Below are 18171 nucleotides of genomic sequence, written 5' to 3' on the forward strand. Positions count from 1 at the left end.
GGGCCAGTAGAAGCGGACCAGAACGAGGGACTTCGGGTCCCTCGCCCTGCTCGTTCGGTATTTTGACCGCCCGGCGTCCCGATCGTTGCGCGGGGGTGGGTCAACGGACGCTGTTTCGGCTCGCGTACCGATCAGGGTTCGGGTCGCACCGGCGGCTTGTGGCCGCCGTCGCGCCTCGGACACCAGTCAGAATCCGGTGCGTGCTGAGGTCAGCTTCAGCGCGCACCGTTGCGTTTCCGGATGGTAGGTCAGCCGCAGGCCGAGCTGGCGGTAGACCTCGGCCTTGTCGGCGGGTCGGCGTCGCGGAGTACGGCGACGATGTCGCCGAGTGCTCGGACGAGGGCGGCGATCTCGGTCCGGCTCATTCGACGTCGTGCTGCTGCCGGTTCCACTGCATGAAGATCGGCTTCGGCCCGCATGGGCCGGGTGAGGGTTCAGCCCGTCGACGCGTGGTGCACCTCGACGGCGTGGCCCATGCGGGTGACGGCGTCGGTGAGGATCGCGGGTGAGGTGGCGAAGTTGAGTCGTACGAAGCCGACTCCGCCGGTGCCGAAGACGTGCCCGGAGCTGAGGGCGACCCGCGCGCGGTCCAGGAACATCTTCGCGGGCCCGGCGACATCGCTGACCACGCCGGGTTCGCCGTCCGACCGTCCGGTGTCGATGCCCAGCGCCGTGCAGTCCAGCCAGGCGAGGTAGGTGCCCTCGGGCCGGTGGTACCGGACGGACGGCAGGTGCTTCGCCAGGAGCGTTTCCAGCAGCGTGCGGTTGGTGTCGAGGCCGTCGAGGAGGAGGTCGAGCCACGGTCCGCCGGCGCGGAACGCGGCGGTGTGCGCGATGATGCCCAGGTGGCTGGGCCCGTGGCCGACCTCTTCCGGCATGCGGTTGAGGTCGGCGGCGGCCTGCGGCCCGGCGACCGCGAGCGCCGCCTTGAGGCCGGCGAGGTTCCACGCCTTTGAGGCGGAGGTCAGGGCGAACGCGTTCTCGGCGCCGGCCACCGTGAGGTACGGGGTGAAGTGCGCCCCGGGGAGCGCGAGGGGGGCGTGGATCTCGTCGGAGATCACCCGCAGGCCGTGCCGGCACGCCAGCTCCGCGATGGCCTCTAGCTCATTGCGGCGGTGGACGATGCCGGTCGGGTTGTGCGGGTTGCACATCAGGAACGCCGGCCGCCGGCCATACTCCCGCGCGCGGCGGAAGGCCTCGTCGAGAGCGGCGAGGTCCATGCGCTGGTCGGGTCCGAGCGGGGCCTCGATCACCTGCCGGCCGGCGTGGCTGACGAAGGCGTAGAAGGGCGGGTAGACGGGGGAGCAGACCACCACCGCGTCTCCGGGGTCGGTCACGAGCCGGAGTACCTCGACGATGCCCATCATCACGTCGGGTACGACCGTGGTGTGGTCGACGCGGAAGTCGTTCCAGCCCCACCGCTGGGCGGCGAAGTCGCCGAGCGCCTCGGCGTACGCCGTGCCGTGCGCGTATCCGGTGTCACCGAGGTCGATCGCGCTGCGGAGCGCGTCGGCCACGGGGGGAGCGAGGGGTACGTCCATCTCCGCCACCCAGAGGGGAAGCACGTCCGGCGCGTACCTGCGCCACTTCACGCTGGTGCGCTGCCGGAGTTCGGGCAGAGTCAGCCGGGTGAGCGGATTCTGCGCCGTGGAGCCGTTGGCGGAGGGGACAGCGCTTGCCATGCCGCCCACCCTAGGCCGTACGTCGACGTCGCCGCCCGGTCGGGCGCCGAGCCCGACAGGATTTCGTGCGGCAGGCCGGCGAGCAGTAGCGATCAACAGACCCGTTCCAGTGCTCGGGTTGAGACGCACTCACAGCCGCTGGTCGTGCGTTGACGGCTCGGCGGGTGAGGCACATCCGACCGTAGCCTCGCGCGGTCGTGCCGATTACAGTGCGTCAAGAATGCCCGCCGACGACGATGCCGCTCAACGTGCAGCGGCGTCAGCGGGGATCGCCTGAAGTCGTGCTCGGCATTCGGCGATGAAGGCGGGATAAGTGTGCCAGTAGTAAGTGATGCCGCTGACGCCCACCGCGATGGCCCAGGCCCTGGCGCGAGCCCAGGTCAGATCGTCAAGGTCCAAGGCGTTCCAGTAAGCCTGGCGTGCTTGGGGCGGCAGGTCCCAGACGGTGGAGTGCTCGGCGTCGGGAAATCCGACCGACAGGCCTCCGAAATCGATCACCGCGCGAAGCTTGCCCTCCTGCACCAAGAGGTTGGTGGGCTTGAGGTCGCCGTGGAGCCACACGTGTGGTTCGGAAGGGTCAGGCAGGGCGGGCGCGGCGCGCCACAACCGGTGGTGGGTCGGCGGCCGTTCAGCTTCCCTGCAACGTGTCCGATGCGGCGGGTCTGGGCTCCAGGACCACCACCGCGGTCTCGGATGATCGCAGCGCCGCGTAGGCGTCGAGGTTCGTGTCGATCTCGCGCCAGCGGGCCCACAGCCGCAACCGCTCGTCCCCTGTTGCGGCGTGACCACGTACCAGCCGCTGCCCGTCGACCAGATCGACGGTCGCGTCCGGATGCGTCTGCAGGTTGAGCCACCAGGCGGGCTCACCCTCACCCCACCCGTTCATCGCCAGCGAGACCAGGTTCGGCCCATCCTCGAAGTATCCGACGATGACGCTGCGCTGCTGGCCGGTTCGGCGCCCGGTGGTGGTCAGCCGTAGAGCGCCCCAGCCGTTGGCGCGTGGGCGCCACAGCCCGACCCGGCCGCCAAAGACCCGGTACAGGCCCCGGTGCACCGACCAGGCCAGACGGATGAACCAGCGCGGCGGAAGCCGCGGTCTTTTCGCCCGGTTCTCGACAGACATGACGACCTCCCACGCCTAGCTGGCCATGGTACGAACAGGACGCTAGCCGCAGCCTCGGGCGGACCAGGAGAGTCGAACGGCCCGCCGATGCCCCCGGCTGCATCACCTCCTCGCCGGCCTCGCATTGGTGTGGCCGGTCGGGCAGGACGCGCCCTTGTCGAAGAAGGTGGTCAAACATCCGCTTACGCCGCTGATCGCGCGGTCATGGCCGCGTCGTTGAACTTCGGGGCAGGCGAAGCGGTTGGGTGGCGACGTCGGCGTTGGTGACCAGCGCCAGCCGCGCTTCATGGGCCTGTCGCGATGTGGATCGCTGTGCCAGCCACTGACCGAGGAGCGCGGCGCTTCCGGTTACCAGACCGACCGCCACCGTCTTGGCGGCGGTGACAATTGAGGTGTCTGGCACACCCGCGATCCTCCCAGAAGCGCGGCCGATGACACAGGCCCGACAACTGTGACGACTGGACCGTGCACGCTTTTGCCGCTGTGAATGCCGTACGGCTGGCTCGCCGGGAGTAGGAGTGGGCCTGTCGCGTTCAGGCGCCGGGTCACCGAGGACGTGCCTAGTAGGGTAGATGATGGCGCTGTGGACATTGTCAGCTTCGGCTCAGACAAGCCCCGGCGGCCGCTACCGCGGTGGCTGGTCGTGATCGGGGTTGTCTTGTTGCCTGCCGCTGTTCTCGCTGTGACCGTCGGTGACTCCGACGATCGTGGGGTGCGGCGGGTGACCATTGTGAGCCCGAACCCCAGCCCGAGCCCGGTGCCGGTGGACACCTCAGCGGGCCCGGCGTGCGTGCCGGTCGGTTGGGCCCAGAGCCCTGCGGCGGTGGACCCGGTGGCCGGCCTGCTCATCGCTCGGGTCTCGGCTGGGCGCGGTTCAACGCTGGAGAGCTGTGACCGCACGGCGGTGAATGGCCCGTGGACTCTGGTTGTGCGTCGACCAGACGGCTCACTCGGGAGAAACGGGGCGGTTGTCACGTTTCCGGTTGGTGCCCCGAGGGTTGGCCGCAGCGTCGATGTGGGCGGGGTGATCGGCAGGGCGGAAGGCGGTACGGTCATTTGGCCGGTTGCCGAGGCCTACGCTCGAATCCGAGGTGACCTGAGCGAGGTCGAGCTGATTGCCATCGCTGCCCGCACCACCGTCGTGGCCGGCCGGCCCATCATGCGCCAACCAGTCGGGTATGTGGTGTTGTCTAGGGGTCCGTACCGGCCGCCCACCATCCACGAGATCCGCTACGGCAGCGCTGAAGTTGGAGAGCAAGAGGCCCTCGGCAGCGGGCTGACCTTCACCGGGGTGACCAGCGGCGGCGGGTTCGAAGATCAGCTCTACGCCGCGCGAGCCGAGGACGGAGGGCTGGTCCACGGTAGACCGGCTGTCGTCTCGCACGTATCCGGCGGCAACGCCACGCTCGCCTGGGAGCCAGCACAGGGGATCGTGGCCTACGTCGGCTACAGCGGCTCGCAGCTGGACGAGGAGGCGATAGCAGCCCTTCGCCGGTTGGCCGAACGAGCCCGCGCCCTCACAAGTAGCGAGTGGCGGGCCACCAACCCGCAAATCATCGACCAGGTCAACGAACCCGGCTGACCAAGCAGGTGGCACGCGCCGGCGAGCTGGCCAACCGACGGGATCCTCCGACGTCCGCAATTGCCGCCGACCGAGGATGGCCTCTTCCGCCGACGAGCCCGACCCCGGTGCCACCCCCCCAAAACGGGGGATTTGGGCGGGTCGCGGCGGTTAGCGGGTCGCGGCGGCTACCCGTAGCCCCAGGGCGATGAGCACGGTGCCGCTGACCGCTTCCAGTCGACGGCGGATCACCGGTCTGCGGAACCACGCGCCCGCTCGCCCGACCACGGCCGCCAGACCGAGGTACAGAACGATCTCGACAGCTACCTGGAGCAGCGCAAGGAGGGCGGTGGTCGCGAACAACGGCCGATCGGCCGGCACGAACTGGGGGTAGAACGCGATCATGAACACGGCGGCCTTCGGGTTGGCGAGCATCACCAACGCACCCTCGCCGAAGGGCTTCCACCAGCCCCGCTTCGGGTTGGACAGCAGGTCCTCGGTCGGCTCCTGGACCGACCCCAGCTTCCGGCTCTGCCAGGCGGTCCGCCACGCTTTGATTCCTAGATAGATCAGGAATCCCGCGCCGATCACCCGGAGGACAATGAAGGCTGCTTCCGAAGCGGCAACCATGGCTGCCAGACCTGCGGCGGCGAACAACGCCCAGAGGTAGAGACCGGCCTCCAGGCCCAGTACGCTCGGCACAGCTCCGGCGAATCCGCGCAGCGCGGCCCGACGCATGATCAGCGCCATCGCAGGACCTGGAGATGCCGAGATCAGCACAACGGCACCAACGAAGGCAGGTAGCGAGGCGACGAGATCCATCAGTGGATCATTCCGGCTGGCGCCGCCCCGCTCAACCCCTCTCCCAAGCCAGCCGACTACCGCTGAGGACCAGGGCGCGGGCGAAGACCACGTTCGAGGCGCGCTCGGCGAGCCCGGCGCATCGGGTAGCCGTAGCAGTCACTGTCGTAGGGCAGGTAGGTCCGGAAACTTTGGCCCCTGGCCGCGGCCAGCCGGGTCTGCTCCTCTGGGCGACTGCCGTAGGGCATCTGGAACTCGAACTCGTCCAACGAGCGGTCGAACCAGCCGGAGGAGGTCATCCTAAAGATCAGGAAATGCACTGCCTGCCCTGCCCAGGATGCCCCACTTCGACGTCCGCACATGCCGCAGCGAGCGTGTCGTCTACGGATTACTGCGCAGCGCCCGTCCGTCGGGCTCCATCGACTGCAGCACCTCCATGCGTGCGGCCCGTTGCCAGCCAGAGCGGTAATTGCCGTCGCGGCGAGGGCGGTGAGGTTCAGTGCAAGGGCCAAGCCGTACTCGCGGACCGCAGCGTCCGTGATGTTGTAGACGTCGGCGTCCTCGTCCGCGAGGTACGCCGCCACACCGCTGACCGCAGCCCCACCCGCTTCATCGCCGTACGTCGCCGACTTCGTGCCACGGATCGCGCATCCACCAACGACCCGAACACTCCTGGGGCCCCCGCTTCCGCTGTCGAGGGGCTTCAGGTCGGCTTCGTGTATGCGGGCCTGTCCACCCGGCGGCGCTGGGTGCGGCGTAGTGTCGAATCGTGGATCTACCCGAGGACCTGGTCGACCTGCTCCGTAGGCCCAGCATCTGCTTCATCACGACACTCATGCCCGATGGGTCACCTCAGATCAGCGAGACCTGGGTGGACACCGACGGCAAGCACATCGTCATCAACACCGTTCAGGGTTTTCAGAAGGTCCGCAACGTCGTACGCGACCCGCGCGTCGCGGTAGCGATCGCCGACCCGGAGGACCCGAGTCGCTACATCGCGGTACGCGGCCGGGTCCTCGACCTGACCGAGCACGGCGCCGTCGAGCACATCGACCGCCTGTCCCAGAAGTACCTCGGCCGCCCCTATCCGTGGTTCGGTGGCCGTGATCAGACTCGCGTGATCATGACGATTGAGGCGGAGAAGATCAGTTCTCCGGGTTGACCGTCCGGGACAGCGCTCCGCGGGGTACGACCATCGTCTTGTCAATGCATGTGGCGCACTCAACTGCCGCACAGTGCGGCGAATCGTGGTCAATGAAGGTGCTCGCAGGAGGGAGAGCATCGACGGCCAAGAGCGTGTCCGAGATCGCGCAGAAGGCGGCCGAGCCGCTCGGCTTCCTCGGTGGTCGGCGGGGTGATGGGTGCGCCGGCCGCGACATGCTCTCCGGTCTCGTACAACACGGCATACAGGTCTTCGGCGGTCGTCCGGTCCAGCCGTAGGGTGATGAATCCGGCACGCGGCGACCTTACTCTCATGGCCGCTGGGCGCGCTGGCGTAGCAATGGCCCGCTCACCCGAGACGTCGCGGGGCCCATCGTCACGGCACTCGTCACCGCAATCGACCGCCCTCGCCTTGAACTGCGACTCCGACACCACCAGGGGCGCCATTGATACAGCCGCCAGACGAGGCCAAACCACCCATGGACCGGTCGTCCAAGGCGGTGATCTCGCAGGTGCTCGCCGACAGCGTGACGCCGATCCTCAAGCGGCACGGGTTCGACCGCCGGGGCCGCACGTATGACCGCGCCAGGGACGGGCGGCGAGAGCTGATCAATATCGAGCCCCACAACTGCAACCGGTACGGCGGGTCGTTCAGGATCAACTTGGGAATCTTCATCCCCGAGGTGGACTCCATCCTGTCGCTGTATCCGCTGCAGGTACCGCCGCAGGAATGCGAGTGCCACATCCGGTGCGGGATCGACGATGTCGGGCCGGGCGGGCGGATGCGCGACGAAAAGGGCGCCGACGCGGGGCGGGGATGGCGGGCGTTTGACGCGGCGACGGAACTGTCGGCGTTCGGTGCCGAGGTCCGCCAACGGGTTGAGCACAATGCCCTCGGCTTCTTCGACGATCTGAGCACCAGGGCGGGGATCCTCGCGTGGTTGCGCCGGTATCGGATACCGGCCCGCATCCTGGGGCTGCACCGGGTCGTCCTGGCCGCGTACGCGGGCGACCCAACCCTGGCCCAGGAATGGCTCGACATGCTCGTCGCGGAGCCTTCCCCTGGCCCGAACCGGGTACGCCGCGAGGCGGCACGCATCGGTGGCCGGCTTGGCCTCACCTCCCCGGCACCAACCGACACGCCCGCCCTGACGGCGGTGTTCCGCGTGGCCGCGGACACGACGCCGCAGGACCGTCACAGCGCGTTCTACCACCTGGACTACAAGTTCAGGCAATACGTTGAGCTGTTTCGCACGGTGCTACCGGTTCAGGACCCGGCCCAGCTGTACCACACAGCGGAGTGCTCAGGCCTTGCCTGCACCGTCAGTTTCTACGGTGCTGATCCAGAGGACCTGCTCGGCCGTCTTCGACGTGCCTTCGAGCGCCTGTCCGAACAGTTCGCCGAGATCACCTGGCACGTCAACCCGGCGGCTCCACGGCGCGGCTGACAGGAGCCCCGGCAAGCGGGCCGGTGATCGCTTTACCCGCTCGCAGGCAGGACGCTGGCGGCGGGGCGGCTGAGCGGGGATGATCGAGGTTCACTGCGAGGAATTCCGGATCACTCGATCGGGGGCGGGGAAGTGGGTCGACGCCGATGACCCCGACGCAGCTGCGCGCGTACGTCGCCGTGGTCCGGCTGGGATCCGTCAAGCAGGCCGCCGCGCAGCTCGCGGTCTCCGAGTCGGCCGTATCCCTGCATGTTGGGCAGCTGCGCAAGGAGTTCGGGGACCAGCTGTTCACCCGGACGGCGGCGGGGCTCGCGTTCACCCCCGGCGGGCTGCGGCTGGCCAGTCGCGCGGCCGAGCTACTGGGCCTGCAGGACCGTACGGTGCTCGAGGTGAGCGCCGCGAGACGCGGCCGGCGGCTGCTGCGGGTCGCCGCGTCCAGCCTGTTCGCCGAGCTCGCCGCGCCGGGGCTGCTCGAGCTGTTCGCGAAGCGCGCCGCCGACCTCGATGTGGAGCTGAGCGTGTGCAACCCGGGCTCGTTCGAGACACTGCTGCTGACCCGGGCTGCGGACATCGCGATCGGGCCGCAGCCCCCGGTCGTCGACAAGGCGATCGTCTGCCGGCCGGTGATGAACTACCGGCTCGTGATCGTCGTCGGCCCGGACCATCCGCTGGCCGGCGTGCAGGCGTCGCCGGGGCAGCTGCGCGACCAGACCTGGCTGCTCGGGCCGTCGGCGGCCGCCGACCTGGGCGCGGTCCCGGCGATGCTGCGCCGGCTCGCCGTGCCCGACGACCGGCAACAGCTCTTCCAGAGCCACGCGGCCGCGCTGGGGGAAGCGAAGCGCGGCAAGGGCATCGCGCCGGCGCTGTCGTTCACCGTCGCGCCGGACGTCCGCAAGGGCCATCTCCTGCTGCTGGCTGGTCCGCACGCCACCTCCGATGCGGGCTGGCATTCGCTGGTGCTCAGCAACCCGGGCACCCCATCGGCCGCGGCCGAGCTGTCCGGGTTCGCGTCGACGGCGCGGGCGATTCACGCGATGATGCGCGGCGCGGGCGTCAGCGTCGGACATTTCAAGCCGTCGGTGCACGTGACGCTCTGGAGCTGACGGGCGGCGTCCACCAGGTCCCGGAACGTCCCGGCCGGCAGCAGCCGGTCGCAGTAGGGCAGCGCGGCGGCCATGCCCGCCACCCGAGGGACGAAGCCGGGGGCGCCGGCCCGCGGGTTCAACCAGACGATCCGGTACGCGCGGCGGCGCAGCCGGGCCATCATGGCCGCGAGCTCACCCGGCGGGTCGCTGTCCCAGCCGTCCGAGCCGATCACCACCACCGCCCCGCGGACGGCGTCGCCGTGGTGGGAAGCGAGCAGGGCGCGCAGGTTCGTGGCGATCCGGGTGCCGCCGAACCGGTCGGTCACGGCCGCGCTGGCCAGCGCGACCGCCGCGGCCGCCGAGGTGTGTCGCAGCGCGACCGTGAGCCGGGTCAGCGTCGTCGCGAACGCGAACACCTCCGCGTCGGCGACCACCGCGAACGCCCGCATCAGGTGCAGGTAGGCGGTTGCCTGTGCCCGCATCGACTCGCTGACGTCGCAGAGCAGCACGACCCGGCGCGGTCGCCGCACCGGCCGCTCGCGGACGACCTCGACGGGTTCCCATCCGGTGCGGCGAGCCCGGGCGATCGTCGGCCGCAGCGCCACCCGCCGTCCGGCCGGGCCGACGGCGTGCCGCCGGGTCCGCCGGGTCGGCCAGTCCGCGACGGCCGCGCGCAGGGCGTCGCCGAGCAGCGTGACCTGCGCGCCGTCGAGCTCCTCGAACGGCCGGTCGGCGAGTACGGCGAGGGCGCTGGGGTGCCGCTCGGGCAGCCGCAGCCCGGCGTCGGACTCCCGCGCCTCGGCGACGGCCGGTGGCAGTGTCGCCCACGGCAGCCCGCCGCCCGGGCCCCTGTCGTCCGTGTCGGCGGGCACCGGCACGTGCACCGCGTCGCGGCCACCTGGTGGGGCCGCGGACCGGGGCGGCGGCAGCGACGGCGCGTCCGCGAAGACGGCTGCGAAGACGCGGTCGAACGGGGCGAGGTCGGCGTGCCGCCGGACCAGGCTGATCCGGGCGGTCCAGTAGAGCGCGGACATCGAGACGGGTGGGTTGGCGGCGAGCGCCCGGACGAAGTCCTCGACGTCGGTGAGCCCGGCCTGGACGCCGGCGTGCCGCAGCCGGTCGGCGAAAGCCACCGCGAATGCGGCGCGGTCGATCCCGCGCACCACGGCGGACCTCACCGGCGGGCGACCAGCCAGGCGATCACTGCGCCGACCGCGAGGAGGCCGACGACCACCGGAACGAGCCGCTTGGAGATCGAGCCACCGGCGAGGCTGAGCAGGTCGAGCGTCTCAGCTTCCGGGTCGCGCCCGGTGAGCGTGGTGGCGGCTGGGGGCGCGACGGGCGACGGCTGCGCGGCGGCGGTGCTGGGCATGGTGGCGACCGCCGCGGCGGACGCGGCCGGCACGGGCTCCGGTTCGGGCGGGACGGTGGACGCGGCCGGAGTGACCGCAGGCTCGGCGGCTGGCGCCGCCGTTCCCGTCTCCTCGGCCGCCAGCTTGGTCTCGAGGTTGGCGACGAACTGGGCCATCAGCTTGCCCGAGACATCCTTGATCATGCCGCTGCCGAACTGGGCCAACTTCCCCGAGATCTTCAGGTCGGTGTCCACGCTGACCAGCGTCCGGTCGCCGTCCGGCCGCAGCCGGGCGGTGACCAGTGCGGCCGCGTTACCCGCCGACCGGGCGTCGCGGCCCTTCGCGTCGATGACCCCGCGGTACTGCACATGGTCCCGCTCGATGAACCGCGCGGTGCCCGCGAACTCGGAGATGACCGGCCCGACCTTGACCTTCACCTTGCCCTGGTAGACGTCGCCGTCGACGCCGGTCAGCCGGGCGCCCGGCAGGCACGGCGCGATTCCCTCGAGGTCGGTGAGGACCGCCCACGCCCGCTCGATCGGGACGTTGACCGCGAACTCGTTGGTGATCTTCATGGCTGACTCTCCTGGTAGGTGCCGAGCGCGGCGGCGACGGCGGCGCGGTCGTCGGGAGTCTTGGCGATGGTGCCGATGGTCCGAAGGACCTCGCCGGCGGCCAGGTCGGTGGCGCCGAGCACGGACAGCGCGGCGACCCAGTCGATGGCCTCCGCCATGCCGGGCGCCTTGTCCAGCTCCAGGCCGCGTACGCCGCCGATGAACTCGATCGCCGTGCGGATCAGGGGCTCGGCCGCACCCGGCACGGTCCGGCGGACTATCTCCGCGGCCCGGGCCGGCTCGGGGAAGTCGATCCAGTGGTACAGGCAGCGGCGACGCAGCGCGTCGTGCAGTTCCCGGCTGCGGTTGGAGGTGAGCACGACGACCGGCGGCGTGCTCGCGGTGAACGTGCCGAGCTCGGGGATAGTGATGCCGGCCTCGCCGAGGAACTCGAACAGCAGCGCCTCGAACTCGTCGTCGGCGCGGTCGATCTCGTCGATCAGCAGGACCGGCGGGACCGGTCCCTGATGACGTACGGCCCGCAGGATCGGCCGCTCCTGAAGGAACTCGGCACTGAACAGGTTGGCATCGGTGAGTTTGGTGTGCTGCGCCTCGGCCAGCCGGATCGCGAGCAGCTGCCGCTGGTAGTTCCACTCGTAGAGCGCCTCGCCGGCGGTCAGGCCCTCGTAGCACTGCAGCCGGATCAGCGTCGTGTCCAGCGCCCGGGCCAGGGCCTTGGCGGCCGCGGTCTTGCCGACGCCGGGCTCGCCCTCGAGCAGCAGCGGCTTGCCGAGCTTCAGCGCCAGGAACAGGGCCATCGCCATGCCGTCGTCGGACAGGTAGTCGACGGCGTCGAGGCGGTGCCGGACGGCGAGCGGGTCTCTCACCGGGCCTCGCCCGCCAGCAGCCGCTCGTAGTCCGCGCGGGTGTCGACGTCGATCGGCACCGGCCCCTCGGCGGGCACCTCGGTCACCGGGTAGCGGCCGGAGTGCAGCAGCTTCCAGACGGCCTTGTCGCCGTGCAGGTCGCGCAGCTCCGGGAAGATCTCCCGGCCGAACCGGAACGGATGCCCCAGCCCGTCGGAGTACCGGCACACAGCCAGTGGGGTGGCCGTCGAGGCGACCCGCCGGACGTCGGCGGCGCGCACGCCGGGCTGGTCGCCGAGGAGCAGGACGAGCCCGTCCGCGCGTGGGTCCACCGCTTGGACCGCCGTGCTGATCGACGACCCGCAGCCGGTGCTGAACCCCGCGTTCTCGACGACCTGGACCCCGGTAAGGTCCACCCGGGCGCGGATCCGGGTCGCCGCGCCGCCCAACGTCACGAGCAGTTGGTCGAAGCCGCACGAGCGGGCCAGCTCCAGGGTCGCGTCGAGCAGGGTCCGCCCGCGGTACGGCAGCAGCTGCTTGGCCTCGCCGAGGCGCACGGACGCCCCGGCGGCGAGCACCAGTCCGGTCACGAACACGGCCTACGCCGCCGTGAAGCTCGTGCGGCAGCCGGCGCAGCAGAACCAGTGGTCCTGCCCGTCGACCCGCGCGTGCGGCGTCTCCGGCCCGACCAGCACGGTCATCCCGCACACCGGGTCGACGGCCTGCTGCTGCCGGGCCACCGGCGTGCCGGCGCACCGGGCCAGCCCGTCCACCCTGATCGCCCGGACCACCTCAGCCATGATCGACAGGGCGATCTCCTGCGGCGTACGCGCCCCGATGTCCAGCCCGGCGGGCGTGTGGACGCGGGCCCGTTCGGCGTCGGTCAGCTCCAACTCGTCGAGCACGACCGCACCGCGCTTGCGGCCGGCGACCAGCGCGATGAACTCCACGCCGGCGTCCAGCGCGGCCCGGATCGCCTCCTGCTCGCCCTTGCCGAGCCCGGCCACCACGACTGCGGTGCAGCCGGCGTGGTCGCCGGACGTGGCGACCTCGAAGTCGAGGAATGCCGCCAGCGTCGCCACCGCGGCGCTGATCGGCGTGCTGCCGACCAGGCGCAGCACGGGTGTCGGCAGCATCGGTCGCAGGAAGATCTCGATCGCGCCCCCCGAGTGGCACGGGTTGACCACCACCCGTGCCCCCGGCGCCTCGGGGAACGTGGCCGCGCCGTCCGGCAGCACCCGCAGCAGCAGCGCGTTGCCGTCGCGCAGGGTGTCGAGCGCGGCCGCCCGCACGGAACTCTCGGCGCACACCCCGCCAACGAAGCCCTCGATGGAGCCGTCCGGCAGGATCACCGCGGCGTCGCCCGGTCGCGCCGAGGTCGGCTCCTGGGCACGGACCACGGTGGCGTGCACGAACGGCTCGCGTGAGACGGTCAGCTCACGGGCGCGGTCGGTGATGGTCGTCATGGTCGGCCCCTCAGATCGGCGGCCGGGCCCGGCCGCGCATCGCGTCCCAGACCCGCGACGGTGTCAACGGCATGTCGGCATGCCGTACGCCGAAGGGCTTGAGGGCGTCCACGACCGCGTTGACGATGGCCGGCGGCGAGCCGACCGTGGCCGATTCACCCACGCCCTTCGCGCCGATCGGGTGGTGCGGCGACGGGGTGACGGTGAAGCCGGTCTCCCAGTCGGGCACCTCGAGCGCGGTCGGGATCAGGTAGTCCATCAGCGACGCGCCGAGGCAGTTGCCGTCCTCGTCGAAGGCGATCATCTCCATCAGCGCCATGCCGACCCCGTCGGTCAGCCCGCCGTGCACCTGCCCCTCGATGATCATCGGGTTGATCCGGGTGCCGCAGTCGTCGACCGCGATGAACCGCCGCACCTTCACCTGCGCGGTGCCGGGATCGACGTCCACCACGCAGATGTACGCGCCGTGCGGGTAGGTCAGGTTCGACGGGTTGTAGCAGATCTGCGCCTCGAGCGCGCCCTCGACGCCGTCGGGCAGGTCCCCGGCACCGTGCGCGCGCATGGCGATGTCCTGGATCGTGACGGACTTGCCCGGGTCTCCCTTGACGTGGAAGGCGCCCTTCTCCCACTCCAGGTCGGCGACCGAGACCTCGAGCATGCCCGAGGCGATGATCCGGGCCTTGTCGCGGACCTTGCGGGCGACCAGGGCCGCCGCCGCGCCGGAGACGGGCGTCGAGCGGCTGCCGTACGTGCCGAGGCCGAACGGGGTGTTGTCGGTGTCGCCGTGCAGCACCTCGATGTCAGCCGGCGGGATCCCGATCTCCTCGGCGACGATCTGGGCGAACGTCGTCTCGTGCCCCTGGCCCTGGGACTGCACGCTGAGCCGGACCACGGCCTTGCCGGTCGGGTGCACGCGCAACTCGCAGCCGTCCGCCATGCCCAGTCCGAGGATGTCCATGTTCTTGCGGGGGCCGGCGCCGACGGCCTCGGTGAAGAACGAGATGCCGATGCCCATCAGCTCGCCCCGGGCGCGCTTCTCCTCCTGCTCGCGACGCAACTCGGCGTAGCCGGCCATCTCCATCGCCAGCCGCATGGTGGGCTCGTAGTTGCCGGAGTCGTACACCCAGCCGGTCTTCGTCGTGTACGGGAACTGCTCCGGTCTGATGAAGTTCTTCAGCCGCAGCTCGGCCGGGTCCATGCCCAGCTCGTCGGCGAGGCAGTCGACGATCCGCTCGACCAGGTACACGGCCTCGGTGATCCGGAACGAGCAGGCGTAGGCGACGCCGCCGGGCGCCTTGTTGGTGTAGACCGCGGTCATCTTGCAGTAGGCGGCCTCGATGTCGTAGCTGCCGGTGAAGACCCCGAAGAACCCGGCCGGGTACTTCACGGGCGCGGCGGTGCCGTTGAAGGCGCCGTGGTCGGCGAGGACGTTGGTGCGGATGGCGAGGATCCGGCCGTCCCGGGTCGCCGCGATCTCGCCGCGCATGATGTAGTCGCGCGCGAAGCCGGTGCTGATGAGGTTTTCCGACCGGTCCTCCATCCACTTCACCGGCTTGCCGGTGACGATCGAGGCGACGATGGCGCAGACGTACCCGGGATAGATCGGCACCTTGTTGCCGAAGCCGCCGCCGATGTCCGGCGAGATCACCTGGATCTTGTGCTCCGGGATGCCCGCCACGAGGGCGTAGAGGGTGCGGTGCGCGTGCGGCGCCTGGGTGGTGGACCAGAGCCGCAGCTTGCCGTCGACCGCGTCGAATTCGGCGACCGCCCCGCACGTCTCCATCGGTGCCGGGTGCACCCGGGGATAGACGAGGTCCTGACTGACCACGACGTCGGCGCTCGCGAACACCGCCTCGGTGGCCGCCTCGTCGCCGGTCTCCCAGTCGAAGCAGTGGTTGTTCGCCTTGCCCTCGAGGTCGTCCCGGATCAGCGGGGCGTCCGGTTCAAGCGCGCGGCGGGCGTCGATGACCGGGTCGAGGACGTCGTACTCGACGTCGATCAGCTCGAGTGCGTCCCGCGCCGCGTACCGGTCCTCGGCTACGACGAACGCCACCTCCTGGCCCTGGAAGCGCACCTTGTCGGTAGCGAGTACGGCCTGCACGTCGTTGGAGAGGGTCGGCATCCAGGCCAGGCCCTGCTGCGCCAGCATCGCCCCGGTCACCACCGCCTTGACCCCGGGGGAGGCCTCGGCGGCGCTCGTGTCGATGCCGACGATCCGGGCGTGCGCCACCGGCGCCCGGAGAATGGCGAGGTGCAGCATGCCGGGCAGCTGGATGTCGTCGACGAACCGGCCGCGGCCGCGGACGAACCGCGGGTCCTCCTTGCGCAGCATCCGGCCGTACCCGATCGGCTTCTGGTCGTTGTCGTGGAAGGTGTCCACGCGCTCGTGCACGGTCGTCATGCGACGCTCCCGGCGGGCTGGCCGGCTTCCGCGATCTCGCCGGCTTCGCTTGATTCGGTGGTCTCGCTGACCCGGGCGGCGGCGGCCGCCTCGTGCACGGCGGCCCAGCGGACCGAGCGCACGATGGTGGCATAGCCTGTGCACCGGCAGATCTGGCCAGAGATCGCCTCGCGGATGTCCGCCTCGGTCGGGTCCGGGTTCTTGTTGAGCAGCGCCCGGGTGGTCATCATCATGCCCGGCGTGCAGAAGCCGCACTGCAGGCCGTGGCACTGGATGAAGCCCTGCTGGATCGGGTCGAGCTCGGCGCCCTTGGCCAGGCCTTCGATGGTGCGCACCTCGTGGCCGCCGGCCATTGCGGCCAGTACCGTGCACGACTTCACCGGCTCGCCGTCCAGCCAGACGACGCAGGTGCCGCAGTTGCTGGTGTCGCAGCCCCAGTGCGTGCCGGTCAGGCCCAGCACGTCCCGCAGGAAGTGCACCAGCAGCAGGCGGCCCTCGATCTCCCGGGTGACCTCGACGTCGTTGACGATCATCGTGACCTGCATGCTCAGCTCCTCGCCCGTTCGACGGCCCGGCGTAGGGTCCGTTTGGTCAGCTCGGCGGCCAGGTGCCGCTTGTAGTCCGCGCTGCCGCGCTGGTCGGTGGTCGGGTCGCAGCTGCGCGCCGCGATCGCCCCGGCCTGCTCGAAGAGGCTCTCGGTGGGCTCCCGGCCACGTAGCGCCGCTGAAATCTCCGGGATTCCTGTGGTGTTCGGGCCCACCGCGGCCAGTCCGACCCGGGCGTCCGCGATCACGCCGTCGTCGAGCCAGACCGCCGCACCGGCCGAGACCACCGCCCAGTCACCGGCCCGGCGCTCGACCTTCTCGTACGCGCTGCCGCAGCCGGGCCGCACCGGCAGCCGGATCTCCACCAGGATCTCGCCGTCGCCGACGGCCGTCTCGTACGGCCCGACGTGGAACTCCTCCATGGACACGACACGCTCGGTGCCGCCCGGCCCGCGGATCACACAGCTCGCGTCCAGCGTCGTGCAGACGGCGGAGAGGTCCTCGGACGGATCGGCTTGGCAGAGTGAGCCGCCCAGCGTGCCGCGGTTGCGCACCACGGGGTCGGCGATCACCCGCTCGGCGTCGGCGAAGATCGGGAACGCTGCCGCCAGTGTGGCGGATTCGAGCAGTTCCCGATGGCGGGTGAGCGCGCCGATCCGTACCGCGTCGGGGGCCGACTCGATGTAGCCCAGTTCCGCGTGCAGGTCGTTGATGTCGATGAGATAGTCGAAATTGGCCAGCCGCAGCTTCATCATCGGCAGCAGGCTGTGCCCGCCGGCGATCAGCCGCGCCGTACTGCCCAGCCGTTCCATCAGGCTGATGGCGTGATCCACATTGGTGGCTCGCTCGTACTCGAACGGTGCCGGCACCTGCATGTCGCACCTCCGCAGTCCGGGAAAATCTGGTCCCGGCGCGGACCAAAGTCAACGCCGACCTAAGCAACTACTTAGGTCGGCGTTGACGGTGCCGCCGCGGTTCGCGGATCGTGCGGCCATGCGGGACATCGTCGACGGGTTGACGGCCTGGCGCACCGCCGGCGTCGCGTTCGCCGTCGCGACCGTCGTACGGACCTGGCAGTCGGCGCCTCGGCAGCCGGGCGCGGCCATGGCCGTGTCTGCCCGTGGCGAGGTCCTTGGCAGCATCTCGGGCGGCTGCGTCGAGGGCGCGGTCTACGAGCTCTGCCTGGCGTCGCTCGAGACCGGTAAGGCCCGGACCCAGACCTACGGCGTCAGCGACGACGACGCGTTCGATGTGGGGCTGACCTGCGGGGGCACGATCGAGATCCTGGTCCAGCCGGACGTCGCGATGGCCGAGCCCGACGAGGTGCTCGCCGCGATCCGGGACGGCCGGCCGGTCGCCACGGCGTCGGTCGAGGACGCGCAGTTGGTGGTCTGGCCCGACCGGGTCGCGGGCAGCCTCGGTGAGCCCGACCTGGACGACGCGGCGGCGCGGCTGGCGGCCGGCATGCTCGCGCTCGGCGCCACCGGCACGGTCCACCTGGGTGCGCACGGGGAGCAGCGACGTGATGAGGTGTCCGTCTTCGTCCAGTCATACGTGGCCCCGCCCAGGATGATCATCTTCGGCGCGATCGACTTCGCCGCCGCGGTGGCCCGGATCGGCCGGTTCCTCGGCTATCACGTCACGGTCTGCGACGCTCGCCCGGTGTTCGCTACCCGCAAGCGCTTCCCGGACGCCGACGACCTCGTCGTCCAGTGGCCGCACAAGTACCTGGAGTCGACGACCGTTGACGAGCGCACGGTTCTCTGCGTACTGACCCACGACCCGAAGTTCGACGTACCGCTGCTCGAGGTCGCCCTGCACACCCCCGCCCGCTACATCGGCGCGATGGGCAGCCGTCGCACCCACAAGGACCGACTGCGCCGGCTACGCGAGGCGGGTGTGGACGAAGCCGCCCTGGCCCGGGTCTCCTCCCCGATCGGGCTTGACCTCGGCGCGCGGACGCCGGAGGAGACGGCCGTGGCGATCGCCGCCGAGATCATCGCCCAGGCCTGGGGTGGCTCCGGTCGCCCCCTCACCGACCTTGAGGCCCCGATCCACCACCCCTGACCAGCTGCGCCCACGCCGCGAACTGATCATCCGGCGGGCGGTCGCCCGAATCTGCGGTC

Annotated in this window: 17 protein-coding genes and 1 pseudogene; 5 read left to right on the plus strand and 13 right to left on the minus strand. The window is 70.7% G+C overall.

Annotated elements, in window-relative coordinates; genetic code table 11:
- Window positions 1–434: 434 nt before the first annotated feature.
- The 4 genes and pseudogenes from ACTWO6_RS16620 to ACTWO6_RS16635 all read right to left on the minus strand — a co-directional run bounded on the left by ACTWO6_RS16620 (window position 435) and on the right by ACTWO6_RS16635 (window position 3208).
- Window positions 435–1682, minus strand: a complete 1248-nt coding sequence (locus tag ACTWO6_RS16620) for a MalY/PatB family protein (protein ID WP_446214739.1) — start codon at window positions 1680–1682, stop codon at window positions 435–437.
- Between the two features lie 243 nt (window positions 1683–1925).
- A pseudogene (locus ACTWO6_RS16625) lies at window positions 1926–2348 on the minus strand (phosphotransferase); the annotation flags it as partial.
- Window positions 2311–2805, minus strand: coding sequence for a nitroreductase/quinone reductase family protein (locus ACTWO6_RS16630; RefSeq protein WP_446214740.1), 495 nt, complete (start codon window positions 2803–2805; stop codon window positions 2311–2313). The gene ACTWO6_RS16630 and the pseudogene ACTWO6_RS16625, both read right to left, overlap by 38 nt.
- A 202-nt stretch (window positions 2806–3007) precedes the next feature.
- The gene (locus ACTWO6_RS16635) at window positions 3008–3208 is read right to left on the minus strand and encodes a hypothetical protein (protein WP_446214741.1); all 201 of its coding nucleotides are present in this window, start codon (window positions 3206–3208) and stop codon (window positions 3008–3010) included.
- Between the two features lie 621 nt (window positions 3209–3829).
- On the opposite strand from ACTWO6_RS16635, the gene ACTWO6_RS16640 reads away from it, so the two are divergent.
- A complete protein-coding gene (locus ACTWO6_RS16640) occupies window positions 3830–4387 on the plus strand; it encodes a hypothetical protein (RefSeq protein ID WP_446214742.1) in 558 nt (185 codons plus the stop codon).
- Window positions 4388–4537: 150 nt separating this feature from the next.
- Here ACTWO6_RS16640 and ACTWO6_RS16645 read toward each other — a convergent pair whose 3' ends face one another.
- Window positions 4538–5188, minus strand: coding sequence for a LysE family translocator (locus tag ACTWO6_RS16645; RefSeq protein WP_446214743.1), 651 nt, complete (start codon window positions 5186–5188; stop codon window positions 4538–4540).
- 748 nt (window positions 5189–5936) lie between these two features.
- Between ACTWO6_RS16645 and ACTWO6_RS16650 the strand changes: the two genes are divergently transcribed.
- The 3 genes from ACTWO6_RS16650 (at window position 5937) to ACTWO6_RS16660 (ending at window position 8879) form a co-directional block, all read left to right on the plus strand.
- Entirely contained in the window at window positions 5937–6329 is a 393-nt protein-coding gene (locus tag ACTWO6_RS16650; RefSeq protein ID WP_446214744.1) for a PPOX class F420-dependent oxidoreductase, read from the plus strand.
- Window positions 6330–6807: 478 nt separating this feature from the next.
- Complete coding sequence (locus tag ACTWO6_RS16655; RefSeq protein WP_446214745.1) at window positions 6808–7776, plus strand: DUF4304 domain-containing protein; 969 nt, start codon at window positions 6808–6810, stop codon at window positions 7774–7776.
- 146 nt (window positions 7777–7922) lie between these two features.
- Window positions 7923–8879 (plus strand): LysR family transcriptional regulator, encoded by a 957-nt coding sequence (locus ACTWO6_RS16660; RefSeq protein ID WP_446214746.1) that lies wholly within the window; start codon window positions 7923–7925, stop codon window positions 8877–8879.
- Here the strand turns inward: ACTWO6_RS16660 and ACTWO6_RS16665 are convergent.
- From ACTWO6_RS16665 to ACTWO6_RS16700, 8 genes are read right to left on the minus strand one after another with little or no spacing between them, the layout of a single operon-like run.
- Window positions 8804–10024: a vWA domain-containing protein gene (locus tag ACTWO6_RS16665; protein WP_446214747.1), complete on the minus strand. Its 1221-nt coding sequence runs from the start codon at window positions 10022–10024 to the stop codon at window positions 8804–8806. The genes ACTWO6_RS16660 and ACTWO6_RS16665 overlap by 76 nt on opposite strands.
- 11 nt (window positions 10025–10035) lie before the next feature.
- On the minus strand, window positions 10036–10788 hold the full coding sequence (locus ACTWO6_RS16670) for an SRPBCC domain-containing protein (protein WP_446214748.1): 753 nt from the start codon (window positions 10786–10788) through the stop codon (window positions 10036–10038).
- Window positions 10785–11654 (minus strand): AAA family ATPase, encoded by an 870-nt coding sequence (locus ACTWO6_RS16675; protein WP_446214749.1) that lies wholly within the window; start codon window positions 11652–11654, stop codon window positions 10785–10787. Before ACTWO6_RS16675 ends, ACTWO6_RS16670 begins: the two co-directional genes overlap by 4 nt.
- Entirely contained in the window at window positions 11651–12223 is a 573-nt protein-coding gene (locus ACTWO6_RS16680) for a nucleotidyltransferase family protein (RefSeq protein ID WP_446214750.1), read from the minus strand. Before ACTWO6_RS16680 ends, ACTWO6_RS16675 begins: the two co-directional genes overlap by 4 nt.
- 9 nt (window positions 12224–12232) lie before the next feature.
- Window positions 12233–13099, minus strand: a complete 867-nt coding sequence (locus ACTWO6_RS16685) for an XdhC family protein (protein WP_446214751.1) — start codon at window positions 13097–13099, stop codon at window positions 12233–12235.
- Between the two features lie 10 nt (window positions 13100–13109).
- Window positions 13110–15500: an aerobic carbon-monoxide dehydrogenase large subunit gene (locus ACTWO6_RS16690; protein WP_446214752.1), complete on the minus strand. Its 2391-nt coding sequence runs from the start codon at window positions 15498–15500 to the stop codon at window positions 13110–13112.
- The gene (locus ACTWO6_RS16695; RefSeq protein ID WP_446214753.1) at window positions 15497–16045 is read right to left on the minus strand and encodes a (2Fe-2S)-binding protein; all 549 of its coding nucleotides are present in this window, start codon (window positions 16043–16045) and stop codon (window positions 15497–15499) included. The genes ACTWO6_RS16690 and ACTWO6_RS16695 overlap by 4 nt, the downstream gene beginning before the upstream one ends.
- 2 nt (window positions 16046–16047) lie before the next feature.
- On the minus strand, window positions 16048–16920 hold the full coding sequence (locus tag ACTWO6_RS16700) for an FAD binding domain-containing protein (protein WP_446214754.1): 873 nt from the start codon (window positions 16918–16920) through the stop codon (window positions 16048–16050).
- A gap of 118 nt (window positions 16921–17038) precedes the next feature.
- Here ACTWO6_RS16700 and ACTWO6_RS16705 point away from each other — a divergent pair, with 118 nt between their 5' ends.
- Complete coding sequence (locus tag ACTWO6_RS16705) at window positions 17039–18112, plus strand: XdhC family protein (protein WP_446214755.1); 1074 nt, start codon at window positions 17039–17041, stop codon at window positions 18110–18112.
- The last annotated feature ends 59 nt before the right edge of the window (window positions 18113–18171 follow it).

Source organism: Micromonospora sp. IBHARD004 (genome assembly GCF_052814115.1).